At 59.9% G+C, this 23,820-nt stretch carries 36 protein-coding genes; 3 read left to right on the top strand and 33 right to left on the bottom strand.

The features are described 5' to 3' along the window. The first annotated feature begins 8 nt into the window (after nt 1-8). Both L6D89_RS17355 and L6D89_RS17360 read left to right on the top strand, forming a co-directional pair. On the top strand, nt 9-1,313 hold the full coding sequence (locus L6D89_RS17355) for a HEAT repeat domain-containing protein (RefSeq protein WP_236200627.1): 1,305 nt from the start codon (nt 9-11) through the stop codon (nt 1,311-1,313). 35 nt (nt 1,314-1,348) lie between these two features. Further along, nucleotides 1,349-1,885 (top strand): M15 family metallopeptidase, encoded by a 537-nt coding sequence (locus tag L6D89_RS17360; RefSeq protein WP_236200628.1) that lies wholly within the window; start codon nt 1,349-1,351, stop codon nt 1,883-1,885. Between the two features lie 101 nt (nt 1,886-1,986). Here L6D89_RS17360 and ssb read toward each other — a convergent pair whose 3' ends face one another. Both ssb and L6D89_RS17370 read right to left on the bottom strand, forming a co-directional pair. Beyond that, nucleotides 1,987-2,484, bottom strand: coding sequence for a single-stranded DNA-binding protein (gene ssb, locus L6D89_RS17365; RefSeq protein ID WP_017521888.1), 498 nt, complete (start codon nt 2,482-2,484; stop codon nt 1,987-1,989). An 18-nt stretch (nt 2,485-2,502) separates the two neighbouring features. Beyond that, nucleotides 2,503-3,891: an MFS transporter gene (locus tag L6D89_RS17370; RefSeq protein WP_081517085.1), complete on the bottom strand. Its 1,389-nt coding sequence runs from the start codon at nt 3,889-3,891 to the stop codon at nt 2,503-2,505. A gap of 213 nt (nt 3,892-4,104) precedes the next feature. Here L6D89_RS17370 and uvrA point away from each other — a divergent pair, with 213 nt between their 5' ends. Next, complete coding sequence (gene uvrA / locus L6D89_RS17375; protein ID WP_081517084.1) at nt 4,105-6,939, top strand: excinuclease ABC subunit UvrA; 2,835 nt, start codon at nt 4,105-4,107, stop codon at nt 6,937-6,939. A 199-nt stretch (nt 6,940-7,138) separates the two neighbouring features. On the opposite strand, the gene bfr is transcribed toward uvrA, so the two are convergent. The 31 genes from bfr to L6D89_RS17530 all read right to left on the bottom strand — a co-directional run. After that, nucleotides 7,139-7,603, bottom strand: coding sequence for a bacterioferritin (bfr, locus tag L6D89_RS17380; RefSeq protein WP_236172371.1), 465 nt, complete (start codon nt 7,601-7,603; stop codon nt 7,139-7,141). 131 nt (nt 7,604-7,734) lie between these two features. After that, nucleotides 7,735-9,183 carry a catalase KatA gene (gene katA, locus L6D89_RS17385; protein WP_236200629.1) on the bottom strand — a complete coding sequence of 483 codons (1,449 nt, stop codon included), beginning with the start codon at nt 9,181-9,183 and terminating at the stop codon, nt 7,735-7,737. A gap of 271 nt (nt 9,184-9,454) precedes the next feature. Next, a complete protein-coding gene (gene rplQ, locus L6D89_RS17390; RefSeq protein ID WP_015475338.1) occupies nt 9,455-9,844 on the bottom strand; it encodes a 50S ribosomal protein L17 in 390 nt (129 codons plus the stop codon). Nucleotides 9,845-9,887: 43 nt separating this feature from the next. Next, complete coding sequence (locus L6D89_RS17395) at nt 9,888-10,889, bottom strand: DNA-directed RNA polymerase subunit alpha (RefSeq protein ID WP_009617182.1); 1,002 nt, start codon at nt 10,887-10,889, stop codon at nt 9,888-9,890. A 22-nt stretch (nt 10,890-10,911) separates the two neighbouring features. Continuing rightward, complete coding sequence (rpsD, locus tag L6D89_RS17400; protein WP_054906702.1) at nt 10,912-11,532, bottom strand: 30S ribosomal protein S4; 621 nt, start codon at nt 11,530-11,532, stop codon at nt 10,912-10,914. A 16-nt stretch (nt 11,533-11,548) separates the two neighbouring features. After that, nucleotides 11,549-11,938 carry a 30S ribosomal protein S11 gene (gene rpsK, locus L6D89_RS17405; protein ID WP_003093689.1) on the bottom strand — a complete coding sequence of 130 codons (390 nt, stop codon included), beginning with the start codon at nt 11,936-11,938 and terminating at the stop codon, nt 11,549-11,551. Nucleotides 11,939-11,956: 18 nt separating this feature from the next. Then, on the bottom strand, nt 11,957-12,313 hold the full coding sequence (gene rpsM / locus L6D89_RS17410; protein ID WP_024767079.1) for a 30S ribosomal protein S13: 357 nt from the start codon (nt 12,311-12,313) through the stop codon (nt 11,957-11,959). A 130-nt stretch (nt 12,314-12,443) separates the two neighbouring features. Continuing rightward, nucleotides 12,444-12,560 carry a 50S ribosomal protein L36 gene (gene rpmJ / locus L6D89_RS17415; RefSeq protein ID WP_014854209.1) on the bottom strand — a complete coding sequence of 39 codons (117 nt, stop codon included), beginning with the start codon at nt 12,558-12,560 and terminating at the stop codon, nt 12,444-12,446. A gap of 24 nt (nt 12,561-12,584) precedes the next feature. Then, nucleotides 12,585-13,916, bottom strand: coding sequence for a preprotein translocase subunit SecY (gene secY, locus L6D89_RS17420; protein WP_017521895.1), 1,332 nt, complete (start codon nt 13,914-13,916; stop codon nt 12,585-12,587). Next, nucleotides 13,917-14,351 (bottom strand): 50S ribosomal protein L15, encoded by a 435-nt coding sequence (gene rplO / locus L6D89_RS17425; RefSeq protein WP_045215310.1) that lies wholly within the window; start codon nt 14,349-14,351, stop codon nt 13,917-13,919. 3 nt (nt 14,352-14,354) lie between these two features. Beyond that, nucleotides 14,355-14,531 (bottom strand): 50S ribosomal protein L30, encoded by a 177-nt coding sequence (gene rpmD / locus L6D89_RS17430; protein WP_009617174.1) that lies wholly within the window; start codon nt 14,529-14,531, stop codon nt 14,355-14,357. 2 nt (nt 14,532-14,533) lie between these two features. Then, nucleotides 14,534-15,034, bottom strand: coding sequence for a 30S ribosomal protein S5 (gene rpsE / locus L6D89_RS17435; protein ID WP_009617173.1), 501 nt, complete (start codon nt 15,032-15,034; stop codon nt 14,534-14,536). Nucleotides 15,035-15,037: 3 nt separating this feature from the next. Further along, nucleotides 15,038-15,388, bottom strand: coding sequence for a 50S ribosomal protein L18 (gene rplR, locus L6D89_RS17440; protein WP_017521897.1), 351 nt, complete (start codon nt 15,386-15,388; stop codon nt 15,038-15,040). Nucleotides 15,389-15,398: 10 nt separating this feature from the next. Beyond that, entirely contained in the window at nt 15,399-15,932 is a 534-nt protein-coding gene (rplF, locus tag L6D89_RS17445) for a 50S ribosomal protein L6 (RefSeq protein ID WP_015475332.1), read from the bottom strand. An 11-nt stretch (nt 15,933-15,943) separates the two neighbouring features. Beyond that, nucleotides 15,944-16,336 (bottom strand): 30S ribosomal protein S8, encoded by a 393-nt coding sequence (gene rpsH, locus L6D89_RS17450; protein WP_015475331.1) that lies wholly within the window; start codon nt 16,334-16,336, stop codon nt 15,944-15,946. Between the two features lie 188 nt (nt 16,337-16,524). Next, nucleotides 16,525-16,830 carry a 30S ribosomal protein S14 gene (gene rpsN, locus L6D89_RS17455; protein ID WP_024767384.1) on the bottom strand — a complete coding sequence of 102 codons (306 nt, stop codon included), beginning with the start codon at nt 16,828-16,830 and terminating at the stop codon, nt 16,525-16,527. Between the two features lie 13 nt (nt 16,831-16,843). Next, entirely contained in the window at nt 16,844-17,383 is a 540-nt protein-coding gene (rplE, locus tag L6D89_RS17460) for a 50S ribosomal protein L5 (protein WP_017521899.1), read from the bottom strand. A gap of 19 nt (nt 17,384-17,402) precedes the next feature. Beyond that, on the bottom strand, nt 17,403-17,717 hold the full coding sequence (gene rplX, locus L6D89_RS17465) for a 50S ribosomal protein L24 (RefSeq protein ID WP_045215317.1): 315 nt from the start codon (nt 17,715-17,717) through the stop codon (nt 17,403-17,405). A gap of 12 nt (nt 17,718-17,729) precedes the next feature. Continuing rightward, nucleotides 17,730-18,098, bottom strand: coding sequence for a 50S ribosomal protein L14 (gene rplN / locus L6D89_RS17470; protein WP_017521901.1), 369 nt, complete (start codon nt 18,096-18,098; stop codon nt 17,730-17,732). Nucleotides 18,099-18,114: 16 nt separating this feature from the next. Next, nucleotides 18,115-18,381 (bottom strand): 30S ribosomal protein S17, encoded by a 267-nt coding sequence (gene rpsQ, locus L6D89_RS17475; RefSeq protein WP_236172369.1) that lies wholly within the window; start codon nt 18,379-18,381, stop codon nt 18,115-18,117. 2 nt (nt 18,382-18,383) lie between these two features. Further along, a complete protein-coding gene (gene rpmC, locus L6D89_RS17480) occupies nt 18,384-18,575 on the bottom strand; it encodes a 50S ribosomal protein L29 (protein WP_003093720.1) in 192 nt (63 codons plus the stop codon). Then, entirely contained in the window at nt 18,575-18,988 is a 414-nt protein-coding gene (gene rplP / locus L6D89_RS17485; protein WP_009617163.1) for a 50S ribosomal protein L16, read from the bottom strand. The genes rpmC and rplP overlap by 1 nt, the downstream gene beginning before the upstream one ends. A gap of 11 nt (nt 18,989-18,999) precedes the next feature. Beyond that, complete coding sequence (gene rpsC / locus L6D89_RS17490) at nt 19,000-19,686, bottom strand: 30S ribosomal protein S3 (protein ID WP_024767387.1); 687 nt, start codon at nt 19,684-19,686, stop codon at nt 19,000-19,002. 13 nt (nt 19,687-19,699) lie between these two features. Beyond that, complete coding sequence (gene rplV / locus L6D89_RS17495) at nt 19,700-20,032, bottom strand: 50S ribosomal protein L22 (protein WP_015475325.1); 333 nt, start codon at nt 20,030-20,032, stop codon at nt 19,700-19,702. Nucleotides 20,033-20,044: 12 nt separating this feature from the next. After that, nucleotides 20,045-20,320: a 30S ribosomal protein S19 gene (rpsS, locus tag L6D89_RS17500; protein ID WP_017521902.1), complete on the bottom strand. Its 276-nt coding sequence runs from the start codon at nt 20,318-20,320 to the stop codon at nt 20,045-20,047. A gap of 16 nt (nt 20,321-20,336) precedes the next feature. Continuing rightward, entirely contained in the window at nt 20,337-21,158 is an 822-nt protein-coding gene (rplB, locus tag L6D89_RS17505; protein ID WP_024767388.1) for a 50S ribosomal protein L2, read from the bottom strand. Between the two features lie 11 nt (nt 21,159-21,169). Beyond that, nucleotides 21,170-21,469 carry a 50S ribosomal protein L23 gene (rplW, locus tag L6D89_RS17510; protein WP_015475322.1) on the bottom strand — a complete coding sequence of 100 codons (300 nt, stop codon included), beginning with the start codon at nt 21,467-21,469 and terminating at the stop codon, nt 21,170-21,172. Further along, nucleotides 21,466-22,068, bottom strand: coding sequence for a 50S ribosomal protein L4 (rplD, locus tag L6D89_RS17515; protein WP_017521904.1), 603 nt, complete (start codon nt 22,066-22,068; stop codon nt 21,466-21,468). The genes rplW and rplD overlap by 4 nt, the downstream gene beginning before the upstream one ends. Before the next feature lie 14 nt (nt 22,069-22,082). Further along, nucleotides 22,083-22,718, bottom strand: coding sequence for a 50S ribosomal protein L3 (rplC, locus tag L6D89_RS17520; protein ID WP_024767389.1), 636 nt, complete (start codon nt 22,716-22,718; stop codon nt 22,083-22,085). An 82-nt stretch (nt 22,719-22,800) separates the two neighbouring features. Then, nucleotides 22,801-23,112, bottom strand: a complete 312-nt coding sequence (gene rpsJ, locus L6D89_RS17525; RefSeq protein WP_003243886.1) for a 30S ribosomal protein S10 — start codon at nt 23,110-23,112, stop codon at nt 22,801-22,803. 154 nt (nt 23,113-23,266) lie between these two features. Beyond that, nucleotides 23,267-23,820: EF-Tu C-terminal domain-related protein (locus L6D89_RS17530; protein WP_248285745.1), on the bottom strand; the 554-nt coding region annotated here is incomplete at its 5' end.

The following is a 23,820-nucleotide window of genomic DNA, read 5'->3' on the forward strand; positions in this document are numbered from 1 at the left end:
GATTCATCATGAACGGAGTATCAGACCCGCCCGGCGACCCCACGCCCAACCCTCCGCCACCACAATCCAGCCCCACCGAAGACGGCTGGCCGGCCTTTGCCACGCCGATTATCTGCACCGCCATCGTGATCGGCTTCATCCTGATCCTGTTCGGCTGGCTGGTGGCAAGGTTCGCCCCATTCAGCTGGATGCTGGAAACCTTCATTGTCTGCACAGGGCTGAGCATCATACTGGGCGCCTTCGGTGCCCGAGCCAAAGTCAAGGTGCTGGGCGAGGCGGGAGTGCTGGTAGGGGTTGCCGCTATCGCGATCATTATCTTCGTGACCCTGATCAACCAGATGTCCGACCGCTATGTCCACATCAAACTCAGCGGTGACATTCAGCCGAAACAAGTCAAGACCGTCGAACTGTATGGCGACAATCAATATCCTGGAAGTCTGCTGAGCAACCGCAACTCCTGGAGCTTCTATATATTCGGCAGGGAAATCAGAAGTCCGACCGTCGACCTGAAGATAGTGTTCACCGGTGAGGAAGATCTGGAGGCCGACTTCGGCTGCATCAAATCGGAGCAGATCACTCCGTATCTTGCTTCCGGAAAGACCATCCACTGGAAGTATTCGAAGAAGAACAATCGCCTGGTCAATGTGGAAACCAACCAGGTCGTCGGCATCATCGGCTGTGAAACACCGGAGGATTTCGCCCGGCAGCCTGCAACCACCAGGCAGATGATCGCCTTCAGGATGATCAACGAGGCCATGGCCGACGACGAAGTGCCTGCGAACGACGCGAAGATTCAGGACCTCATCGCCGACCTCGACTCCGACAGCAGTCTCGTCAGGCGTGACGCACGAACCCGGCTGGGCGAATCCGGCGTACCGGCCATCGAGCCGTTACTCGATAGCTTCAGTCAGCCCAACGTCAGCTACCGCACCCAACTCGGCGCGCTGGTAGCGCTCAACTCGATGGCCCGGCAGAAAACCGATGCCGAGACATTCAAGGCCGGGATAAGCGACGTCGAACTGGAAGAGTTGGTCGGCGCGACTGCCCACAACGATGAAACCCTGCGCAAATACGCTTCCGAGTTCCTCTACCGGATCGGCGACCCACGCGCCATCACACCCGCCCTGAACAAGTTCCCGTCGTCTTCGGCCAACGGCAAGTACAACCTGCTGCTGGTGATCAAGGGATCGCTTGCGCAAGCCAGCCCGGAGCAGAAGCAGGCATTGGCGGAGAAAGTCGAACAGCTGAAGTCCGTCGAAACACCAAAGACCAACCAGTTGATCGAGGAGATCCTCACTGAAGTGTCCAACTGATTCCTGAGCGCCCTCTATTTCATTGGAGACGAATCATGGCCGCCGACCTGAATGAACTCGTAGCGGAGTTCCGCGACAAGGTGACTGTACTGCTTGGCGCATGCGCCAAGGCGGGCGTCACCATGCGCCCGAGCACCGGGCTGCGAGACCCGCTGGAACAAGGACGACTATGGAGGCAGTCGCGGTCGATCGAGGAGATCAGCGAGAAGATCAAATCGCTGAAGCAACAGAAAGCCCCGTTTCTCGCCCACTGCATCGAGTCGGTCGGGCCACAGGATGGCAAGCACGTCACCAATGCCATTCCGGGGCTTTCCTGGCATCAATGGGGGGAAGCGCTGGACTGCTTCTGGCTGCTGGACGGCAAGGCGGAATGGTCCACCAAGCGCCTCGTCGGCGGACAGAATGGTTACCAGGTGATGGCCAACCTGGCGGAGTCCGTCAAACTCGACGCCGGCGGGCACTGGCCGAAATTCAAGGACTGGCCGCACCTGCAATTGCAGAAGGCCGGCAGCCCGCTGCAGATCCACGATCTGGCCGCGATCGACAAGGCCATGCAGCAGCGATTCAGCTGAAGCGCTATTTCCAGCGGCGCGTTGGGGCGGCTGTGCACAACAAAAACCCCCTGGGACTTGCGTCGCAGGGGGTTCGGTGAAGCTGGCTGGCGATCGTTCCGTCAGAACGGAATATCGTCGTCGAAGCTGTCGTAGTCCGGAGCCGGTTGCGGCGCGGGCTGGGACTGCTGCTGCGGCGCAGGACGCTGGGCCTGCTGCGGACGCTGCTGCGGCTCGCGGGGAGCGCGCGGAGCATCGTCACCACCGGCGCCCGGACGGCCGCCGAGCAGCTGCATGTTGCCGTTGATGTCGACCACGATTTCGGTGGTGTACTTGTCCTGGCCGTCCTGACCCTGCCACTTGCGGGTACGCAGGCTGCCTTCGACGTAGATCTGCGAACCCTTGCGCACGTACTCGGCGACGATTTCCGCCAGGCGACCGAAGAACACCACGCGGTGCCACTCGGTACGTTCCTGCTGCTGGCCGGTCTGCTTGTCCTTCCAGCTCTCGCTGGTGGCCAGGGTGACGTTGGTCACCGCGTTGCCGTTGGGCATGTAACGGGTTTCCGGATCGCCACCGACGTTACCCACCAGAATGACTTTGTTAACCCCACGGGCCATGACGCTCTCCTAAAGGCTTCAGCACGTCGCCTGCTCGGCGCCAGCGAGGCGCTCGAGGGACGTGCGATCAACTTGTTGGGAATCCACTTTGACATAAGCGGCCGCTTCTTCAGCGACCACCATCACATCGCTCACACCGGGCAATGCCTTGAAACGCTCAGCCAACGAAGCATCGCGCAGGGCCTCATCGGAAAGAGGCAGGCGAATACTCGTTACATAAGGCGGTTCACGCATGGTAACAGCAATCGCCAGCCAGATGGCAGCCAGCACCGCGCAGCCGATGAACACCCCGTCGAGCCCGCCGTGCTGGAACATCCAGCCACCAAGAATGCCGCCTACTGCCGCGCCGAGGAACTGGCTGGTGGAGTACACGCCCATCGCCGTGCCCTTGCCGCCGGCCGGCGACACCTTGCTCACCAGCGAGGGCAGCGAGGCCTCCAGCAGATTGAACGCGGTGAAGTAGACGATGATGCCGAACACCAGTTCCTTGAGGCTGTTGCCGAACTCCCAGAAGAACAGTTCGCAGAGCATCAGGGTCGCCACGGCGCCGGTCAGGACGCGCTTCATCTGACGCTTCTTCTCGGCGTAGATGATGAACGGGACCATCCCGAAGAAGCCCACCAGAAGTGCCGTCAGGTAGACCCACCAGTGTTCTTCCTTGGGCAGACCGGCCCGCTCCACCAGCGCCAACGGCAGTGCCACGAAGCTGGCCATGAGGATGGCGTGCAGCACCAGGATGCCGGCGTCCAGGCGCAGCAGCTCACCGTTCTTCAGGGTCGGCAGCAGCGACTGCTTGGCCACGCTGGACTCGCGGTGCTGCATGCGATGGTCGGGCGTCGGCACGAAGAACAGGATGATCAGCATGCCCACCAGGGCCATGCCGGCGGTGAACCAGAACAGGCCGTGCAGGCCGAACCAGTGGGTCAGCACAGGGCCGGCGACCATCGCCACGGCGAAGGACACGCCGATGCTCATGCCGATCATGGCCATGGCCTTGGTGCGGTGCTGCTCGCGGGTAAGGTCGGAGAGCATCGCCATCACCGCCGCGGAGATCGCCCCGGCGCCTTGCAGGACGCGACCGGCGATGATGCCCCAGATGGAGTCGGCATTGGCCGCCAGCGCGGCGCCAGCGGCGAACACCAACAGGCCGACGACGATGATCGGGCGGCGGCCGATACGGTCGGACAAGGTACCCAGCGGGATCTGCAGGATCGCCTGGGTCAGCCCGTAGGCGCCGATGGCCAGGCCGATCAGTGCCGGGGTGGCGCCCGCCAGGTCCTGGCCGTAGGTGGCGAGTACCGGCAGGACCATGAACATGCCGAGCATGCGGAAAGCGAAGACCAGGGACAGGCCGGCGGCCGCGCGGGTTTCGGTGCCACTCATGCGCTCAGTGTGGGAATCGTGCATAGGCCCCTCATGGAAAGACGAAAAACGGGAATGCGCTACATTGCCCCCGTGGCGACGCGCCTGCCGGGCCCTGCGGGGCCGGTTGTCGCCAACGCCGAAAAATAGCCGCGCATTCTATCAGCCCAACGGTCCAACGGCACACACGCGCTACTTTGCCGCGTGCCGGAAACGCCCCGTATAATCGATAGTTTTCGCCCGCCATGCGAGGCCGTAGTGGACAAGATCCTCATCCGTGGGGCACGTACCCACAACCTGAAGAACATCGACCTGACCCTGCCGCGCGACAAGCTGATCGTGATTACCGGGCTGTCCGGTTCCGGCAAATCTTCCCTGGCCTTCGACACGCTCTATGCCGAGGGCCAGCGCCGTTACGTGGAATCCCTGTCGGCCTACGCCCGGCAGTTCCTCTCGATGATGGAAAAGCCCGACGTCGACACCATCGAAGGCCTGTCGCCGGCGATCTCCATCGAGCAGAAATCCACCTCCCACAACCCGCGCTCCACCGTGGGCACCATCACCGAAATCTACGACTACCTGCGCCTGCTCTACGCTCGCGTCGGTATCCCGCGCTGCCCGGATCACGATATCCCGCTCGAGGCACAGACCGTCAGCCAGATGGTCGACCAGGTACTGGCGCTGCCCGAAGGCCGCAAGCTGATGCTGCTGGCCCCGGTGATCCGCGAGCGCAAGGGCGAGCACCTGGCAGTGTTCGAGGAGATGCGCGCCCAGGGCTTCGTCCGCGCCCGCGTCGACGGCAAGCTCTACGAGCTGGATGAAGTGCCCAAGCTGGACAAGAAGCTCAAGCACTCGATCGATATCGTGGTCGACCGCTTCAAGGTCCGTGGCGACTTGCAGCAGCGCCTCGCGGAGTCGTTCGAAACCGCGATCAACCTGGCCGACGGCATCGCCCTGGTTGCTCCGATGGACGACGAGGAAGGTGAGGAGATGATCTTCTCCGCCCGCTTCGCCTGCCCGATCTGCGGGCACTCCATCAGCGAGCTGGAACCCAAGCTGTTCTCCTTCAACAACCCGGCCGGCGCCTGCCCGACCTGCGACGGTCTGGGTGTGAAGCAATTCTTCGACGCGCGCCGGGTGGTCAATGGCGAGCTGACCCTGGCCGAAGGCGCGATCCGCGGCTGGGACCGGCGCAACGTCTATTACTTCCAGATGCTCGGCTCGCTGGCCGGGCACTTCGGTTTCAGCCTGGAGGAGCCGTTCCAGGATCTCGACCCGGATCACCAGAAGTTCATCCTCAACGGCTCGGGCCGCGAGAACGTCGAGTTCCGCTACCTCAACGACCGCGGCGACATCGTCAAGCGCGCGCACCCGTTCGAGGGCATTCTGCCGAACCTGGAACGCCGCTACCGCGAGACCGAGTCGGCCACCGTGCGCGAAGAACTGGCCAAGTTCCTCAGCACCCAGCCGTGCCCGGACTGCCACGGCACCCGCCTGCGCCGCGAGGCGCGGCATGTATGGGTGGGTGACAAGACGTTGCCGGCAATCACCTCGATGCCGGTGGGCACCGCCTGCGAATACGCCGAGAGCCTGACTCTGACGGGTCGTCGCGGCGAGATCGCCTCGAAGATCCTCAAGGAGATCCGCGAACGCCTGCAATTCCTGGTCAACGTCGGCCTCGACTACCTGACCCTGGACCGCAGCGCCGACACGCTGTCCGGCGGCGAAGCCCAGCGCATCCGTCTGGCCAGCCAGATCGGCGCCGGCCTGGTGGGCGTCATGTACATCCTCGACGAGCCCTCCATCGGCCTGCACCAGCGCGACAACGAGCGCCTGCTGGGCACCCTCACCCACCTGCGCAACCTGGGCAACACGGTGATCGTGGTCGAGCACGACGAGGACGCCATCCGTCTCGCCGACTATGTCGTGGACATCGGCCCGGGTGCCGGCGTGCACGGCGGCCAGATCGTCGCCGAGGGCACACCGCAGCAGGTCATGGACCATCCGGACTCGGTTACCGGCGCCTACCTCTCCGGCCGTACCAAGATCGTCGTGCCCGCCGAGCGCACCCCGCGCAACAAGAAACAATTGCTCAAACTCAAGGGTGCTCGCGGCAACAACCTGCAGAACGTCAACCTGGAAATCCCGGTCGGCCTGTTCACCTGCATCACCGGCGTCTCCGGCTCGGGCAAGTCGACGCTGATCAACAACACCCTGTTCCCGATCACCGCCACCGCGCTGAACGGCGCCACCACGCTGGAAGTCGCGCCCTACGACTCGTTCGACGGCCTGCAGCACCTGGACAAGGTGGTGGACATCGACCAGAGCCCGATCGGCCGCACCCCGCGCTCCAACCCGGCAACCTACACCGGATTGTTCACGCCGATCCGCGAGCTGTTCGCCGGTGTGCCGGAAGCCCGCTCGCGCGGCTACGGCCCGGGGCGCTTCTCGTTCAACGTCAAGGGCGGCCGCTGCGAGGCCTGCCAGGGCGATGGCGTGATCAAGGTGGAGATGCACTTCCTGCCGGACATCTACGTCCCCTGCGACGTCTGCAAGGGCAAGCGCTACAACCGCGAAACCCTGGAAGTCCGCTACAAGGGCAAGAGCATCACCGAGGTGCTGGACATGACCATCGAGGACGCCCGCGCGTTCTTCGACGCCGTGCCAGCCATCGCCCGCAAGCTGCAGACGCTGATGGATGTCGGCCTGTCGTACATCAAGCTGGGGCAGAGCGCGACCACCCTGTCAGGTGGTGAGGCGCAGCGGGTGAAGCTGTCCCGCGAGCTGTCCAAGCGCGATACCGGCAAGACCCTGTACATCCTCGACGAGCCGACCACTGGCCTGCACTTCGCGGATATCCAGCAACTGCTCGACGTGCTGCACCGCCTGCGCGACCACGGTAATACCGTGGTGGTGATCGAGCACAACCTGGACGTGATCAAGACCGCCGACTGGCTGGTCGACCTCGGCCCAGAAGGCGGCTCCAAGGGCGGCCAGATCATCGCCACCGGCACGCCGGAACAGGTCGCGGAACTGGCGGTGTCGCACACCGGGCACTTCCTCAAACCATTGCTGGAGCGTGATCGAGCCTGATTCGCACCGGCATGAAAAAAGCCCCTGTCGCCTTCCAGCGCAGGGGCTCTTTCTTTGGCACCTGTAGGAGCGAGCTTGCTCGCGAGTCGCTCAACGCTGGAGTTACCGGGTGACCCTGTTCGCGAGCAAGCTCGCTCCTACAAAAACAAAGCCCCCGAGGCGTTTGCTTCGAGGGCTTCTTTTGCTCTTCAGGCCCGGATCAGATCTGCGACTGCAGGTAATTCTCCAGCCCCATCTTGGCAATCAACCCGAGCTGCTGCTCCAGCCAGTAGGCGTGGTCTTCCTCGGTATCGGTCAGCTGCACGCGAAGGATGTCGCGGGAGACGAAGTCCTTGTGCTTCTCGCAAAGGGCGATGCCCTTGGCCAAGGCAGCGCGGACATGGCGCTCCAGCTTCAGATCGGCTTCCAGCATCTCCGGCACGGTCTTGCCCGGGTGGATGTCGTCCGGGCGCATGCGCGGAGTGCCTTCGAGCAACAGGATACGGCGCAGCAAGGCGTCGGCGTGCTGGGTTTCCTCTTCCATCTCGTGGTTAAGGCGCTCGTAGAGTTTGGTGAAACCCCAATCCTCGTACATGCGCGAGTGGATGAAGTACTGGTCGCGAGCGGCCAGCTCACCGGTCAGCAGCGTGTTGAGATAATCGATAACCTCGGCATGGCCTTGCATCAGCCTTCTCCCTGGGACGTGACAGCGAATTAAACGGCGCTATGGTCGCGACTGGCCATGACCGGGGTCAAGCGCGGATCGCACGCAAAAGAAAGCCGCCCTCATGGGGCGGCTCGTTTTGTCGCTTAAGGTTAGTCCAGCTTCAGACCCAGCGCCTTGGCAACGCCTGCGCCGTACGCCGGATCGATCTTGCAGAACAGCGCCAACTGCCGACGCTGGATAGCCTCCGGCACGTCCGCCATATCCCCGGCGATGTTCTCGTACAGGCGCTGCCGCTGTGCCTCGTCGAACAGGCGGAACAGCGCAGCCGGCTGGCTGTAATAGTCATCGTCGACACGGTGGTTCCAGTGGTCCGCGCTGCCTTCCAGGGTCAGTGGCGGCTCGGAGTAATCCGGCTGCTCCTGCCACTGGTTGAAGCTGTTGGGCTCGTAGGTGACAGTCATGTCGCCATTGTTGCCATCCACCCGCATGGCACCGTCGCGGTGGTAGATCCGCGGGTTGTTGCGCGCAGCGTTCACCGGAATCTGGTGATGGTTCACACCCAGGCGATAGCGGTGCGCATCGCCGTAGGAGAACAGACGGCCCTGGAGCATCTTGTCTGGCGAGAAGCCGATACCGGGAACAATGTTCGCCGGGCTGAAAGCCGACTGCTCGACCTCGGCAAAATAGTTCGCCGGGTTGCGATTGAGCTCGAAGTAACCCACCTCGATCAGCGGATAGTCGCCATGCGGCCAGACCTTGGTCAGGTCGAACGGGTTGTAGCGGTAGCTCGCCGCCTCCTTCTCAGGCATCACCTGCACGTACATCTTCCAGCGCGGGAAGTCGCCGCGCTCGATGGCGTCGTACAAGTCGCGCTGCGAGCTTTCGCGGTCGGCCCCGACGAGCTTGGCGGCCTCCTCGTTGCTCAGGTTCTCGATGCCCTGCTGGGTCTTGAAGTGGAATTTGACCCAGAAACGCTCGTTGCCGGCATTGATGAAGCTGAAGGTATGGCTGCCGAAGCCGTGAACGTGGCGGTAACTGCGCGGCAGGCCACGGTCGCTGAAGTCGATGGTCAGCTGGTGCAACGCTTCAGGCAGGTGCGAGAAAAAGTCCCACTTCAGCGTGGCGTTGCGCAGGTTGGTGCGCGGATCGCGCTTCACCACGTGGTTCAGGTCGGGGAATTTCAGCGGGTCGCGGAAATAGAAGACCGGGGTGTTGTTGCCAACCAGATCCCAGTTGCCTTCCTCGGTGTAGAACTTCATCGCGAACCCACGGATATCACGCTCGGCGTCAGCCGCACCACGCTCGCCGGCAACGGTGGAGAAACGCAGGAACAGCGGAGTCTGCTTACCAACTTCGGAGAACAGCTTGGCGCGGCTGTAGCGGGTGATGTCATGGGTAACCGTGAAGGTGCCGTACGCAGCAGAACCCTTGGCGTGCATGCGGCGCTCCGGGATCACTTCGCGGTCGAAATGTGCCAGTTTCTCCAGGAACCAGACGTCCTGCAGCAGCATCGGACCACGCGGGCCGGCGGTCTGCACGTTCTGGTTATCGGCGACCGGCGCTCCAGCAGCGGTCGTCAGGCGGGTGTTGTCACTCATCGTTACTCTCCTCAACGGCGGGGTGCTGGAAGTCCGACACTTCACCGAGCGGTGAGTGCAACCCAACATCCCAATCGGACAATTAAGCGCCTCCATCGGCAATGCGGCTGTTGATCCAGCTCAGCAAGCAGTAGAAGTCGGCGTCGTTAAGGATCGGTGACAAGGCGATGGATCAGCCAATTTATTGATTCGAGCTGATCGATAGAGAAAAACTTTTCTACAGGCAATAAAAAACCGGGCACAGGGCCCGGTTTCTTATAAGGCGAGAGCCTTACTCTGCAGCTTCTACTGCTTGGCCGCCAACAGCGCGGTCAATCAGTTCGACGTATGCCATGGGGGCATTGTCGCCGGCGCGGAAGCCGCACTTCAGGATGCGCAGGTAGCCGCCCGGACGGTTGGCGTAGCGCTTGCCCAGTTCGTTGAACAGCTTGCCTACGGCTTCTTTCGAACGGGTACGGTCGAAAGCGAGACGGCGGTTGGCAACGCTATCCACTTTAGCCAGGGTGATCAGCGGCTCGGCAACGCGACGCAGTTCCTTGGCCTTGGGCAGGGTGGTTTTGATCAGTTCGTGTTCGAAGAGCGACACAGCCATGTTCTGGAACATAGCCTTGCGGTGCGCGCTGGTGCGGCTCAGGTGACGACCACTTTTACGATGGCGCATGGTTCAATTCCTTTCCAAACTTTACGTTCGGTAGCTACGACGATCAGGCAGTAGCCTTGTCGTCTTTCTTGAGACTTGCCGGCGGCCAGTTGTCGAGGCGCATACCGAGGGACAGACCGCGAGAGGCCAGAACATCCTTGATTTCGGTCAGGGACTTCTTACCCAGGTTCGGCGTTTTGAGCAGCTCTACTTCGGTGCGCTGAATCAGGTCACCGATGTAGTAGATGTTCTCTGCCTTCAGGCAGTTGGCCGAACGGACGGTCAGCTCAAGGTCATCGACCGGACGCAGCAGGATCGGATCGATCTCGTCTTCCTGCTCTTCAACGACGGGCTCGCTGTCGCCTTTGAGGTCCACGAACGCTGCCAGCTGCTGTTGCAGGATGGTAGCGGCGCGACGGATAGCCTCTTCAGGATCCAGGGTGCCGTTGGTTTCCAGATCAAGGACCAGCTTGTCCAGGTTGGTACGCTGTTCGACACGGGCGTTCTCGACCACGTAGGCAACACGACGTACGGGGCTGAACGAGGCATCGAGCTGAAGACGGCCGATGCTACGGCTTTCGTCTTCATCGCTCGAGCGGGCATCAGCCGGCTCGTAGCCACGGCCACGAGCGACTTTCAGCTTCATGTTCAGCGCGCCGTTATCGGCCAGGTGGGCGATAACATGGTCACCGTTGACGATCTCGACATCATGATCCAGCTGAATATCGGCAGCGGTCACCACACCCGAGCCCTTTTTCGCCAGGGTCAGCGTCACTTCGTCACGGCCGTGCAGCTTGATGGCCAGGCCTTTCAGGTTGAGCAGGATCTCGATGACATCTTCCTGCACACCTTCGATGGCGGAGTACTCATGGAGTACACCGTCAATCTCGGCCTCGACTACCGCACAGCCAGGCATGGAGGACAACAGGATGCGACGCAGCGCGTTGCCCAGGGTATGGCCGAAACCACGCTCGAGAGGCTCGAGAGTGATCTTGGCGCGGGTTTGGCTGACCACCTGCACATCGATGTGGCGGGGGGTCAGGAACTCATTTACCGAACTCTGCATGGATGCACCTATTTTCTAGCCCTTACTTGGAGTAGAGCTCGACAATCAGGTTTTCGTTGATGTCGGCGGACAGATCGGCACGAGCCGGGACACTTTTGAAGGTGCCAGCTTTCTTGTCGGTGTCCACGTCGACCCACTCAACGCGACCGCGCTGGGCGCACAGGTCCAGAGCTTGGGCGATACGCAGCTGGTTCTTCGATTTCTCGCGAACAGCAACCACATCACCGGCTTTGACCTGGTAGGACGGTACGTTTACGGTCTGACCGTTGACGCTGATGGTCTTGTGGGACACCAGCTGACGGGATTCGGAACGAGTGGAACCGAAGCCCATACGGTAGACGACGTTGTCCAGACGGCACTCAAGCAGCTGCAGCAGGTTTTCACCTGTGGAGCCCTTGCGGCGGGACGCTTCCTGATAGTAGCCACGGAATTGACGTTCCAGAACGCCGTAGATGCGGCGAACTTTTTGTTTCTCGCGCAGCTGCAGACCGTAGTCGGACAGACGACCACGACGCTGGCCATGCTGGCCGGGAACTTGTTCTGCCTTGCACTTCGAGTCGAGGGCACGAACGCCGCTCTTCAGGAAGAGATCAGTGCCTTCGCGGCGGGACAGTTTGCACTTGGGACCAATGTAACGAGCCATTTCTCACTGTCTCCTATTACACGCGACGCTTTTTCGGCGGACGGCAGCCGTTATGCGGAATCGGGGTTACGTCGGTGATGCTGGCGATCTTGTAACCGCAGGCATTCAGCGCACGAACAGCCGACTCGCGACCCGGGCCCGGGCCCTTGACGTTGACGTCAAGGTTTTTCAGACCGTATTCCAGAGCAGCCTGGCCGGCACGCTCGGCCGCTACCTGGGCAGCGAACGGGGTGCTCTTACGCGAGCCACGGAAGCCCGAACCACCGGAAGTGGCCCAGGACAGGGCGTTGCCCTGACGATCAGTGATGGTAACGATGGTGTTGTTGAAGGACGCGTGGATATGCGCGATCCCGTCAACCACCGTCTTTTTGACTTTCTTGCGAGGACGAGCAGCAGGTTTTGCCATGACTATATTCCTAAGCGATTACTTGCGGATCGGCTTACGCGGGCCCTTACGGGTGCGCGCGTTGGTCTTGGTACGCTGACCGCGAACCGGCAGACCGCGACGATGACGCAGACCGCGGTAGCAACCGAGGTCCATCAGACGCTTGATATTCATGTTGATTTCGCGACGCAGGTCACCTTCGGTGGTCAGTTTGGCCACTTCGGTACGCAGCGAATCGATCTGCTCTTCGCTCAGCTCTTTGATCTTTACAGCCGGGCTGATGCCGGTGGCTGCACAGATGCTCTGTGCGGTAGTGCGACCAACACCATAGATGTAGGTCAGCGAGATAACAGTGTGCTTGTTATCCGGAATGTTTACGCCTGCAATACGGGCCATTCAGAAAAACTCCAATTGACAGCTACCCGGCGCCCAGGGAGCCAAGAAAGGGCGCGGATATTAGCGCTGTAAAAACAAATAATCAACCCGGCAGCACACTAGCTGCCGGGCTATCACGCGTGAATCACACTCAGCCTTGGCGCTGCTTGTGACGCGGCTCCGCGCTGCAGATCACACGAACGACGCCTTCGCGACGGACGATCTTGCAGTTGCGGCACAGCTTCTTAACCGATGCACGAACTTTCATCAGTGACTCCTCGAACCTTACGGGTCAGCGCAGCAGGCCGCTGCCATAGCCCTTCAGGTTGGCTTTCTTCATGAGGGATTCGTACTGGTGAGAAACGAGGTGCGATTGTACTTGGGCCATAAAGTCCATCACAACCACGACCACGATCAGCAACGAGGTCCCGCCAAGGTAGAACGGAACGTGGGCAGCTACGACCAGGAACTGGGGCAGCAGGCACACAGCCGTCATGTACAGGGCACCGAACATGGTCAAACGGGTCAGTACGCCATCGATGTAGCGCGCCGACTGTTCGCCCGGACGAATACCCGGAATAAATGCACCGGACTTCTTGAGGTTTTCCGCCACGTCCTTCGGGTTGAACATCAGCGCTGTATAGAAGAAGCAGAAGAAGACGATCCCTGCACTAAACAGCAGAATGTTCAGCGGCTGACCAGGAGCGATCGCTTGCGCAACGTCCTGCAGCCAACCCAGGCCTTCCGACTGACCGAACCAGGCACCCAGGGATGCCGGGAACAGCAGAATGCTGCTGGCGAAGATCGCGGGGATTACACCCGCCATGTTCACTTTCAGCGGCAAATGGCTGGTCTGGGCGGCAAACACCTTGCGACCTTGCTGGCGCTTGGCGTAATGCACGGCGATACGGCGCTGACCACGCTCGATGAACACCACGAACGCGATGATGGCCACGGCCAGCAGGCCGATGGCGATCAGGGCGAAGATGTTGATGTCACCTTGACGCGCGGACTCGAAGGACTGACCGATTGCTCGGGGCAGGCCCGCGACGATACCGGAGAAGATCAACATGGAGATGCCGTTGCCGACACCCCGCTCGGTGATCTGCTCACCCAGCCACATCATGAACAGTGCACCCGCCACGAAGGTGGTGACCGACACGAAGTAGAAGCCGAAGTCGTTGGAGAAGGCCACACCCTGGCTACCCAGACCAATGGACATGCCAATGGCCTGGACGAGTGCCAGAGCGAGAGTTGCGTAGCGGGTGTACTGGCTGATCTTGCGACGCCCAGACTCACCCTCTTTCTTCAACTGCTCCAGCTGCGGGCTGATAGCGGTCATGAGCTGCATGATGATCGATGCCGAGATGTACGGCATGATCCCCAGTGCAAAAATACTCATGCGCTCCAGCGCGCCGCCGGAAAACATGTTGAAGAGGCTAAGAATGGTCCCCTCGTTCTGCCGGAACAGTGCCGCCAAGCGATCGGGGTTGATGCCCGGGACTGGGATGTGCGCGCCGATCCGGTAGACGATGATCGCCAGGAACAGGAAACGCAGACGTGCCCAGAGCTCGGACAAACCACCACCGTTGCTCAGCGCAGAGAGAGCACCTTGCTTAGCCATTTAGTCCTCGATTTTGCCGCCAGCTGCTTCGATAGCCGCACGAGCGCCCTTGGTGGCGCCGATGCCTTTCAGGGTGACCGCGCGAGTAACGTCGCCCGACAGCATGACTTTCACACGCTGTACGTTCTGGTTAATCACGTTGGCATCCTTCAGGGACTGCACGGTAACGACATCACCCTCGACCTTGGCCAGTTCGGAAGTGCGCACTTCTGCGCGATCCATGGCTTTCAGCGAGTTGAAGCCGAACTTCGGCAGACGACGGTGCAGCGGTTGCTGACCACCCTCGAAGCCCGGAGCGATGGAGCCACCGGAGCGGGAGGTTTGACCTTTGTGACCACGGCCACCGGTCTTGCCCAGACCGCTACCGATGCCACGGCCCGGACGGTGCTTTTCGCGGCGGGCACCCGGCGCGGAACGCAGATCGTTCAGTTGCATGGATTAACCCTCCACACGCAGCAGGTAGTAGGCCTTGTTAATCATGCCGCGGTTTTCAGGAGTGTCCTGAACTTCGACGGTGTGATTAATGCGACGCAGGCCGAGGCCTTTGACGCAAGCCTTGTGATTGGCCAGACGGCCGTTCAGGCTCTTGATCAGGGTAACTTTGACAGTTGCCATGGTTAGAGAATCTCCTCGACGCTCTTGCCACGCTTGGCCGCTACCGACTCAGGGGACTGCATGTTCTTCAGGCCCTTGAAGGTTGCGTAGACCACGTTCACCGGATTGGTGGAGCCGTAGCACTTCGCCAGAACGTTCTGCACACCGGCCACTTCCAGGACAGCACGCATGGCGCCGCCGGCGATGATGCCGGTACCTTCGGAAGCCGGCTGCATGTACACCTTGGAGGCGCCATGGGCGGACTTGGTCGGGTACTGCAGGGTGGTGCCGTTCAGATCAACCTGGATCATGTTGCGGCGAGCAGCTTCCATTGCCTTCTGGATAGCGGCCGGCACTTCACGCGCCTTGCCACGACCGAAGCCAACACGGCCCTTGCCATCGCCAACCACGGTCAGCGCGGTGAAGGCGAAGATACGGCCACCTTTTACGGTTTTGGCGACGCGGTTCACTTGAACCAGCTTCTCGATGTAGCCTTCGTCGCGCTTTTGATCGTTGTTTGCCATAACTTAGAACTCCAGACCGCCTTCACGAGCGGCATCAGCCAGGGCCTTGATACGACCGTGGTACTTGAAGCCAGAACGGTCGAACGCCACCTGAGTGACGCCGGCAGCCTTGGCGCGTTCCGCGACCAGTTGACCAACTTTCTTGGCTGCGTCGACGTTGCCGGTGGCAGCTTCGCGCAGTTCTTTGTCCAGGGTCGAGGCGCTGGCCAGGACCTTGCCGCCGTCGGCTGCAATAACCTGGGCGTAGATGTGCTGGGAGGAGCGGTACACGCAGAGGCGTACGGCTTCCAGTTCGCGCATCTTCAGGCGAGCCTTGCGAGCGCGGCGCAGACGGGTTTCTTTCTTGACGCTCATTTGCTATGCCCTACTTCTTCTTGGCTTCTTTACGAAGGACGACTTCGTCGGCGTAACGCACGCCCTTGCCTTTGTACGGCTCCGGCGGACGGAAGTCGCGGATTTCCGCGGCAACCTGGCCAACCAGCTGCTTGTCGATACCCTTGATCAGGATGTCGGTCTGGCTGGGGGTTTCCGCGACGATGCCGGCAGGCAGTTCGTAATCAACCGGGTGGGAGAAGCCGAGAGCCAGGGACAGCACTTGGCCTTTGGCCTGCGCTTTGTAACCAACACCAACCAGCTGGAGCTTGCGCTCGAAGCCTTGGCTGACGCCGATCACCATATTGTTGACCAGAGCGCGAGTGGTACCGGCCATGGCACGGGTCTGCTGGTCGCCGTTACGCGCAGCGAAACGCAGCTCACCGTTGTCCTGAATGACTTCGACGGACGGATGTACTTTCAGCTCCAGAGCGCCTTTGGCACCCTTGATCGAAAGTTCCTGACCAGCCAGCTTGATTTCAACGCCGGCAGGCAGAATGACGGGGTTCTTAGCAACGCGAGACATGCTGATTCCCCTTAGAACACAGTGCAGAGCACTTCGCCACCAACGCCAGCGGCACGGGCAGCACGGTCAGTCATCACACCTTTGTTGGTGGAGACGATCGAAACGCCCAGGCCGCCGCGAACTTTCGGCAGCTGGTCTACGGATTTGTACTGGCGCAGGCCAGGACGGCTGATTCGCTTCACTTCCTCGATGACAGGCTTGCCTTCGAAGTACTTCAGCTCGATCGACAGCAGAGGCTTGGCCTCGGCGGTGACTTGGAAATCCGCAATGTAACCTTCGTCCTTGAGGACTTTGGCGACTGCCGCTTTCAGCTTGGAAGACGGCATGCTCACGACGGTCTTCTCAGCCATCTGGGCATTACGGATGCGAGTTAGCATGTCTGCTAACGGGTCCTGCATACTCATGGGCTTAATGCTCCTGATACAAAAGATAAGCCTTCAACTACAAAACTCGCCCTCAAAACGCCGGGCGATCTAAACCCGGGCTCGGGGGAGCCGGGTATTCTAGAGATCGCTCAAAAACGAATCAAGCCCCACGAGGGGGCTTGCTTCGCAAAGCGATCAACGGAGCTGTTGCCAGCTCCGTCTAGCACTTACCAGCTGGCTTTCACCAGGCCCGGTACGTCACCGCGCATTGCTGCTTCACGCAGCTTGTTACGGCTCAGGCCGAACTTGCGGTAGTAACCGTGCGGACGACCGGTCAGACGGCAACGGTTACGCAGGCGGCTGGCGCTCGCGTCACGCGGTTGCTTCTGCAGGGCGACCTGGGCATTCCAACGATCTTCCGCAGTGGTGCTCGGATTAACGATGATCGCTTTCAGCTCGGCACGCTTTTTGGCGTACTTGGCTACCGTGCGCTGACGCTTCAGCTCACGGTTCTTCATGCTCTCTTTAGCCATGGTCCTACTCCAATCAGTTGCGGAACGGGAATTTGAAGGCGCGCAGCAGCGCACGACCTTCATCATCCGAACGCGCGGTAGTGGTCAGAGTGATATCCATACCGCGGAGGGCATCGATCTTGTCGTAATCGATTTCCGGGAAGATGATCTGCTCTTTGACGCCCATGCTGTAGTTGCCACGGCCGTCGAAGGACTTGGCATTCAGACCGCGGAAGTCACGAACGCGCGGCAGGGAAATCGACAGCAGACGGTCCAGGAACTCGTACATGCGATCGCCACGCAGGGTGACTTTCACGCCGATCGGCCAGCCTTCACGAATCTTGAAACCAGCGATGGACTTACGAGCGTAAGTCACGACCGGCTTCTGACCCGCGATCTTTTCCAGATCAGCTACGGCGCTCTCGATGACTTTCTTGTCGCCGACAGCTTCGCCAAGACCCATGTTCAGGGTGATTTTGGTAACGCGCGGAACTTCCATCACGTTCGCCAGCTGAAGCTCTTGCTTCAGCTTGGGAGCGATTTCCTTCCGATAAATTTCTTTCAATCGTGCCATGGTGATCTACCTAGCTCCCTCAAGCCTGAACCGGTTTCTGGGTCGACTTGAAGACACGAATCTTCTTACCGTCTTCGACTTTGAAACCAACGCGGTCAGCCTTGTTGGTTTCAGCGTTGAAGATGGCGACGTTGGAGACGTGCAGAGGCGCCTCCTTCTCGACGATCCCGCCTTGCTGGTTGAGCATGGGGTTGGGCTTGGTGTGGCGCTTGACCAGGTTCACACCGCCAACGACCAGACGGTCGTCAGCCAGAACCTTGATCACTTTGCCACGCTTGCCCTTGTCCTTGCCGGCAATGACGATGACTTCGTCGTCACGACGAATTTTTTGCATGACGGCTACTCCTTACAGCACTTCAGGGGCAAGGGAGACGATCTTCATGAACTTCTCGGTACGAAGTTCACGAGTCACCGGCCCGAAGATACGGGTGCCGATCGGCTCCTGCTTGTTATTCAGCAGGACGGCGGCGTTGCCGTCGAAGCGAATAATGGAACCGTCGGTACGACGTACGCCGTGCTTGGTGCGAACGACCACGGCAGTCATTACCTGGCCCTTCTTCACCTTGCCACGCGGAATTGCTTCCTTGACGGTGACCTTGATGATGTCGCCAATGCCGGCGTAACGGCGGTGCGAACCGCCGAGTACCTTGATGCACATTACGCGACGCGCGCCGCTGTTATCAGCGACTTCGAGCATGGATTGAGTCTGAATCATCTTCTATCTCCGACCCTTAGACTTCAACCGCGCGCTCGACGATATCAACCAGGGTCCAGGCCTTGGTCTTGGCCAGCGGACGGGTCTCGCGAATGGTGACCAGGTCACCAATGCGGCACTGATTGGTTTCGTCGTGTGCGTGCAGTTTGGTCGAACGCTTCACGTATTTGCCGTAGATCGGGTGCTTAACGCGGCGCTCGATCAGAACGGAAATGGTCTTGTCCATTTTGTCGCTGACGACGCGGCCAGTCAGCGTACGGACGGTTTTCTGAGCTTCAGCCATGATTACTTACCTGCTTGCTGGTTGAGCACAGTTTTCACGCGAGCGATATCGCGCTTAACCTGCGAGAGCAGGTGAGACTGCCCCAACTGGCCAGTTGCTTTCTGCATGCGCAGATTGAACTGGTCGCGCAGCAGGCCGAGCAGTTGCTCGTTCAGCTGCTCAACGGATTTTTCACGAAGTTCATTCGCTTTCATCACATCACCGTCCGCTTAACAAAGGAGGTGGCGAGCGGCAGCTTTGCAGCAGCCAGGGCGAATGCCTCACGCGCCAGCTCTTCGGATACACCCTCGATCTCGTACAGGACCTTGCCCGGTTGAATCTGGGCTACCCAGTACTCGACGCCGCCCTTACCTTTACCCATACGTACTTCCAGGGGTTTCTTGGTAACAGGCTTGTCGGGGAATACGCGGATCCAGATCTTGCCGCCACGTTTTACGTGACGGGTCAGCGCACGACGTGCGGACTCGATCTGACGCGCGGTGAGACGGCCACGGCTGGTTGCCTTGAGGGCGAACTCGCCGAAGCTGACTTTAGAACCGCGATGAGCCAGGCCACGGTTGTGACCGGTCATTTGCTTGCGGAACTTCGTACGCTTGGGTTGCAGCATTTGCGTACTCCTTACTTAGCAGCTTTTTTACGAGGAGCGGGCGCTTGGGGCTTCAGCTCTTCCTGGCGGCCACCAATGACCTCGCCTTTGAAGATCCAAACCTTCACACCGATCACACCGTAAGTGGTGTGCGCTTCGTAGGTTGCATAGTCGATGTCGGCACGCAGGGTGTGCAGGGGCACACGACCTTCGCGATACCACTCGGTACGAGCGATTTCAGCGCCGCCCAGACGACCGCTTACCTGGATCTTGATGCCTTTGGCACCAATACGCATGGCGTTCTGTACAGCGCGCTTCATGGCGCGACGGAACATAACGCGGCGCTCCAGCTGCTGAGCTACGCTTTGCGCAACCAGCATACCGTCGAGTTCCGGCTTGCGGATCTCTTCGATGTTGATGTGCACAGGCACACCCATTTGCTTGGTCAGGTCCTGACGCAGCTTCTCAACATCTTCACCTTTCTTGCCGATCACGATGCCGGGACGAGCGGTGTGGATGGTGATGCGTGCGGTTTGGGCCGGGCGATGGATATCGATACGGCTTACGGACGCGCTTTTTAGTTTGTCTTGGAGATACTCACGTACCTTCAGGTCGGCGAACAGATAATCGGCGTAAGTGCGCTTATCTGCGTACCAAACGGAGGTGTGCTCCTTGACGATACCCAGGCGGATGCCATTGGGATGTACTTTCTGACCCATCTGATCGACTCCGTTACTTGTCCGCAACCTTGACAGTGATATGGCAAGACCGCTTGACGATGCGATCAGCACGGCCTTTGGCACGCGGCATGATGCGCTTGAGCGAACGACCTTCGTTGACGAAGACGGTGGAGACTTTGAGATCGTCTACATCGGCGCCTTCGTTGTGCTCGGCGTTGGCAACGGCCGACTCCAGCACTTTCTTCATGATCTCGGCGGCTTTCTTGTTGCTGAAAGCCAGGAGGTTGAGCGCGTCGCCCACCTTCTTCCCGCGGATCTGGTCGGCGACCAAGCGGGCTTTCTGGGCGGAGATACGAGCGCCCGAGAGCTTAGCGGCTACTTCCATCTTCCTTACCCCTTAACGCTTGGCTTTCTTGTCCGCAGCGTGCCCACGATAAGTGCGGGTAGCAGCGAACTCGCCGAGTTTGTGACCGACCATGTCTTCGTTGACCAGAACCGGCACGTGTTGACGGCCGTTGTGGACAGCGATGGTCAGACCAACCATGTGCGGCATGATCATAGAACGGCGCGACCAGGTCTTGATCGGCTTGCGGTCGTTCTTTTCTACCGCCACTTCGATCTTCTTCAGCAGGTGAAGATCGATAAAAGGACCTTTTTTCAGAGAACGTGGCACTGTCGTATCCCTCTATTTACTTGCGGCGACGGACGATCATGTTGTCGGTACGCTTGTTCGCGCGAGTCTTCTTACCCTTGGTCTGAAGACCCCACGGCGATACCGGATGACGACCAGCAGAGGTACGACCTTCACCACCACCATGCGGGTGGTCGACCGGGTTCATGGCAACACCACGAACGGTCGGGCGAACGCCACGCCAGCGCTTGGCACCAGCTTTACCCAGCGAACGCAGGCTGTGCTCGGAGTTCGAGACTTCACCCAGGGTCGCACGGCAGTCAGCCAGGACTTTGCGCATTTCGCCGGAACGCAGACGCACGGTGACGTAAGCGCCTTCACGGGCAACCAGCTGAGCCGAAGCGCCAGCGGAGCGAGCGATCTGAGCGCCTTTGCCAGGCTTCAGTTCGATACCGTGGATGGTGCTACCAACCGGGATGTTGCGCAGCGGCATGTTGTTGCCGGCCTTGATCGGAGCGCCGATACCGGAGATCAGTTGATCGCCAGCCACCACGCCTTTGGGGGCGATGATGTAACGACGCTCGCCGTCCGCGTATTTCAGCAGAGCGATGTGAGCAGTACGGTTCGGATCGTATTCGACGCGTTCAACGATGGCAGGAATGCCATCCTTGTTGCGGCGGAAGTCGACCAGACGATAGTGCTGCTTGTGACCACCACCGATATGACGGGTGGTGATACGACCGTTGTTGTTACGGCCGCCCGACTTGGACTTCTTCTCGAGCAGGGGAGCGAACGGAGCACCTTTGTGCAGGTCCTGGTTCACTACCTTGACGACGAAACGACGACCAGCGGAAGTCGGTTTGCATTTAACGATTGCCATGATGCACCCCTTTACTCAGCGCCAGCTGCGAAATCGAGATCCTGGCCCGGCTGGAGAGCGATGTACGCTTTTTTCCAGTCGTTACGCTTGCCCAGGCCGCGAACGGTACGCTTGGTCTTGCCCTGAACATTCAGGGTGGTGACGCGACGTACTTTCACGCCGAACAGGCTCTCTACGGCCTTCTTGATTTCCAGCTTGGTTGCATCAGTGGCAACCTTGAAAACGAATTGGCTGTTGCCGTCCGCCAGGCCAGTGGCCTTCTCGGAGATATGCGGGCCCAGCAGCACTTTGAATACGCGTTCCTGGTTCATGCCAGCAGCTCCTCGAACTTCTTCACGGCAGACACGGTGACCAGCACCTTGTCGTAGGCGATGAGGCTGACCGGATCGGAAGCCTGAACGTCACGTACATCGACGTGGGCCAGGTTGCGAGCTGCCAGGTACAGGTTCTCATCGACGCCTTCGGTGACGATCAGTACATCTTTCAGGCCCAGGCCTTCCAGCTTGCTGACCAGACCCTTGGTCTTCGGTGCATCGACAGCGAAGTCGGCAACGACAACCAGACGATCCAGACGAACCAGCTCAGAGAGGATGGAGCGCAGAGCAGCGCGGTACATCTTCTTGTTGAGCTTCTGGGAGTGATCCTGGGGCTTGGCTGCGAAAGTCGCGCCGCCGCCACGCCAGATGGGGCTACGGATGGTGCCAGCACGAGCACGACCAGTGCCCTTCTGACGCCACGGCTTCTTGCCACCACCGGAGACTTCGGAACGAGTTTTCTGAGCCTTGGTGCCCTGACGGCCGCCAGCCATGTAGGCGACGACTGCCTGGTGAACCAGGGTCTCGTTGAATTCGCTACCAAAGGTACGCTCGGAAACCTCGATCGCCTGAGCGCCATTTACATTCAGTTGCATCTCAGCTTCCTCTCTTAACCGCGAGCCTTGGCTGCCGGACGCACCAGCACATCACCACCGGTAGCGCCAGGAACGGCACCTTTGACCAGCAGCAGATTGCGCTCTGCATCGACACGCACGACCTCAAGGGATTGAACGGTTACGCGCTCAGCACCCATGTGGCCCGACATTTTTTTGCCCTTGAACACTCGACCAGGAGTCTGGCACTGGCCGATGGAACCCGGGACGCGGTGGGAAACGGAGTTACCGTGGGTGTTATCTTGACCACGGAAGTTCCAGCGCTTGATGGTACCGGCGAAGCCTTTACCCTTGGACTCGCCGGTAACGTCTACCAGCTGGCCTGCCTGGAACAGATCGACAGAGATGGAATCGCCTGCCTTGAACTCCTCTTCGCCCAGACGGAATTCCCACACGCCGCGACCGGCGGCGACATTCGCCTTGGCAAAGTGACCGGCTTGCGCCTTGGTCACGCGAGAAGCACGACGCTCGCCAGCAGTTACCTGCACAGCGCGATAGCCATCGCTCTCTTCGTTTTTGAACTGGGTGACGCGATTCGGCTCGACCTCAATGACCGTGACCGGAATGGAGACACCATCTTCGGTGAAGATGCGGGTCATGCCGCACTTACGACCGACAACACCAATTGTCATCTTTAGAACCTCTTTAGTGTACGGGGCTTTCACCCGCTATGGCCGCCCATTTCAGAGCGTTACACGACCAATGCCGAAGGCATTAGCCGAGGCTGATCTGTACTTCGACGCCAGCAGCAAGGTCGAGCTTCATCAGCGCGTCGACGGTTTTGTCGGTCGGCTGAACGATGTCGAGAACACGCTTGTGGGTACGAATTTCGTACTGGTCACGAGCGTCCTTGTTGACGTGCGGGGAAATCAGCACGGTGTAACGTTCCTTGCGGGTCGGCAGAGGAATCGGACCACGCACCTGAGCGCCAGTACGTTTCGCGGTTTCCACGATTTCCTGGGTAGATTGGTCGATCAGGCGGTGATCAAAAGCCTTCAACCGAATACGGATTTGTTGATTTTGCATTTGACCTCAGACTCCAAGTTGCCATTCCCAACGGACGGACTCCGCCCGTTAAAAGGAGGCGCAATTGTACGGATGCGCCTGGGGGGTGTCAATATTTAACCAACTCAACGAAAAAGGGACCCGAAGGGTCCCTTTTTCTGGAGCAGATCAGCGATTACTCGATGATCTTGGCAACCACGCCGGCGCCAACGGTACGGCCGCCTTCGCGAATCGCGAAGCGCAGGCCATCTTCCATGGCGATCGGAGCGATCAGGGTGACAACCATTTTCACGTTGTCGCCCGGCATTACCATCTCAACGCCTTCCGGCAGCTCGCAGTTGCCGGTTACGTCGGTGGTACGGAAGTAGAACTGCGGACGGTAGCCCTTGAAGAACGGGGTGTGACGACCACCTTCTTCTTTGGACAGCACGTACACTTCGCACTCGAACTTGGTGTGCGGCTTGATGGTGCCCGGCTTGGCCAGAACCTGGCCACGCTCTACGTCTTCACGCTTGGTGCCACGCAGCAGAACGCCGACGTTCTCACCAGCACGACCTTCGTCGAGCAGCTTGCGGAACATTTCAACGCCGGTGCAGGTGGTCTTGGTGGTCGCCTTGATGCCGACGATTTCCACTTCTTCCTGGACCTTGACGATGCCACGCTCAACACGGCCGGTTACCACGGTGCCACGACCGGAGATCGAGAACACGTCTTCGATCGGCATCAGGA

The organism is Pseudomonas pseudonitroreducens, assembly GCF_021603645.1.
Lineage (GTDB): Bacteria > Pseudomonadota > Gammaproteobacteria > Pseudomonadales > Pseudomonadaceae > Pseudomonas > Pseudomonas pseudonitroreducens.

What these genes read in the sequence shown, in the direction of transcription:
- L6D89_RS17355 (WP_236200627.1), top strand. Translation starts at nt 9, where the DNA reads ATGAACGGAGTATCAGACCCGCCCGGCGACCCCACGCCCAACCCTCCG.
- L6D89_RS17360 (WP_236200628.1), top strand. Translation starts at nt 1,349, where the DNA reads ATGGCCGCCGACCTGAATGAACTCGTAGCGGAGTTCCGCGACAAGGTG.
- ssb (WP_017521888.1), bottom strand. Translation starts at nt 2,484, where the DNA reads ATGGCCCGTGGGGTTAACAAAGTCATTCTGGTGGGTAACGTCGGTGGC.
- L6D89_RS17370 (WP_081517085.1), bottom strand. Translation starts at nt 3,891, where the DNA reads ATGCACGATTCCCACACTGAGCGCATGAGTGGCACCGAAACCCGCGCG.
- bfr (WP_236172371.1), bottom strand. Translation starts at nt 7,603, where the DNA reads ATGCAAGGCCATGCCGAGGTTATCGATTATCTCAACACGCTGCTGACC.
- katA (WP_236200629.1), bottom strand. Translation starts at nt 9,183, where the DNA reads ATGAGTGACAACACCCGCCTGACGACCGCTGCTGGAGCGCCGGTCGCC.
- rplQ (WP_015475338.1), bottom strand. Translation starts at nt 9,844, where the DNA reads ATGCGCCATCGTAAAAGTGGTCGTCACCTGAGCCGCACCAGCGCGCAC.
- L6D89_RS17395 (WP_009617182.1), bottom strand. Translation starts at nt 10,889, where the DNA reads ATGCAGAGTTCGGTAAATGAGTTCCTGACCCCCCGCCACATCGATGTG.
- rpsD (WP_054906702.1), bottom strand. Translation starts at nt 11,532, where the DNA reads ATGGCTCGTTACATTGGTCCCAAGTGCAAACTGTCCCGCCGCGAAGGC.
- rpsK (WP_003093689.1), bottom strand. Translation starts at nt 11,938, where the DNA reads ATGGCAAAACCTGCTGCTCGTCCTCGCAAGAAAGTCAAAAAGACGGTG.
- rpsM (WP_024767079.1), bottom strand. Translation starts at nt 12,313, where the DNA reads ATGGCCCGTATTGCAGGCGTAAACATTCCGGATAACAAGCACACTGTT.
- rpmJ (WP_014854209.1), bottom strand. Translation starts at nt 12,560, where the DNA reads ATGAAAGTTCGTGCATCGGTTAAGAAGCTGTGCCGCAACTGCAAGATC.
- secY (WP_017521895.1), bottom strand. Translation starts at nt 13,916, where the DNA reads ATGGCTAAGCAAGGTGCTCTCTCTGCGCTGAGCAACGGTGGTGGTTTG.
- rplO (WP_045215310.1), bottom strand. Translation starts at nt 14,351, where the DNA reads ATGCAACTGAACGATCTGCGTTCCGCGCCGGGTGCCCGCCGCGAAAAG.
- rpmD (WP_009617174.1), bottom strand. Translation starts at nt 14,531, where the DNA reads ATGGCAACTGTCAAAGTTACCCTGATCAAGAGCCTGAACGGCCGTCTG.
- rpsE (WP_009617173.1), bottom strand. Translation starts at nt 15,034, where the DNA reads ATGGCAAACAACGATCAAAAGCGCGACGAAGGCTACATCGAGAAGCTG.
- rplR (WP_017521897.1), bottom strand. Translation starts at nt 15,388, where the DNA reads ATGAGCGTCAAGAAAGAAACCCGTCTGCGCCGCGCTCGCAAGGCTCGC.
- rplF (WP_015475332.1), bottom strand. Translation starts at nt 15,932, where the DNA reads ATGTCTCGCGTTGCTAAGAACCCCGTCATTCTGCCTGCCGGCGTTGAA.
- rpsH (WP_015475331.1), bottom strand. Translation starts at nt 16,336, where the DNA reads ATGAGTATGCAGGACCCGTTAGCAGACATGCTAACTCGCATCCGTAAT.
- rpsN (WP_024767384.1), bottom strand. Translation starts at nt 16,830, where the DNA reads ATGGCTAAAGAGAGCATGAAGAACCGTGAGCTGAAGCGTCAGCGCACG.
- rplE (WP_017521899.1), bottom strand. Translation starts at nt 17,383, where the DNA reads ATGGCACGATTGAAAGAAATTTATCGGAAGGAAATCGCTCCCAAGCTG.
- rplX (WP_045215317.1), bottom strand. Translation starts at nt 17,717, where the DNA reads ATGCAAAAAATTCGTCGTGACGACGAAGTCATCGTCATTGCCGGCAAG.
- rplN (WP_017521901.1), bottom strand. Translation starts at nt 18,098, where the DNA reads ATGATTCAGACTCAATCCATGCTCGAAGTCGCTGATAACAGCGGCGCG.
- rpsQ (WP_236172369.1), bottom strand. Translation starts at nt 18,381, where the DNA reads ATGGCTGAAGCTCAGAAAACCGTCCGTACGCTGACTGGCCGCGTCGTC.
- rpmC (WP_003093720.1), bottom strand. Translation starts at nt 18,575, where the DNA reads ATGAAAGCGAATGAACTTCGTGAAAAATCCGTTGAGCAGCTGAACGAG.
- rplP (WP_009617163.1), bottom strand. Translation starts at nt 18,988, where the DNA reads ATGCTGCAACCCAAGCGTACGAAGTTCCGCAAGCAAATGACCGGTCAC.
- rpsC (WP_024767387.1), bottom strand. Translation starts at nt 19,686, where the DNA reads ATGGGTCAGAAAGTACATCCCAATGGCATCCGCCTGGGTATCGTCAAG.
- rplV (WP_015475325.1), bottom strand. Translation starts at nt 20,032, where the DNA reads ATGGAAGTAGCCGCTAAGCTCTCGGGCGCTCGTATCTCCGCCCAGAAA.
- rplB (WP_024767388.1), bottom strand. Translation starts at nt 21,158, where the DNA reads ATGGCAATCGTTAAATGCAAACCGACTTCCGCTGGTCGTCGTTTCGTC.
- rplW (WP_015475322.1), bottom strand. Translation starts at nt 21,469, where the DNA reads ATGAACCAGGAACGCGTATTCAAAGTGCTGCTGGGCCCGCATATCTCC.
- rplD (WP_017521904.1), bottom strand. Translation starts at nt 22,068, where the DNA reads ATGCAACTGAATGTAAATGGCGCTCAGGCGATCGAGGTTTCCGAGCGT.
- rplC (WP_024767389.1), bottom strand. Translation starts at nt 22,718, where the DNA reads ATGACAATTGGTGTTGTCGGTCGTAAGTGCGGCATGACCCGCATCTTC.
- rpsJ (WP_003243886.1), bottom strand. Translation starts at nt 23,112, where the DNA reads ATGCAAAATCAACAAATCCGTATTCGGTTGAAGGCTTTTGATCACCGC.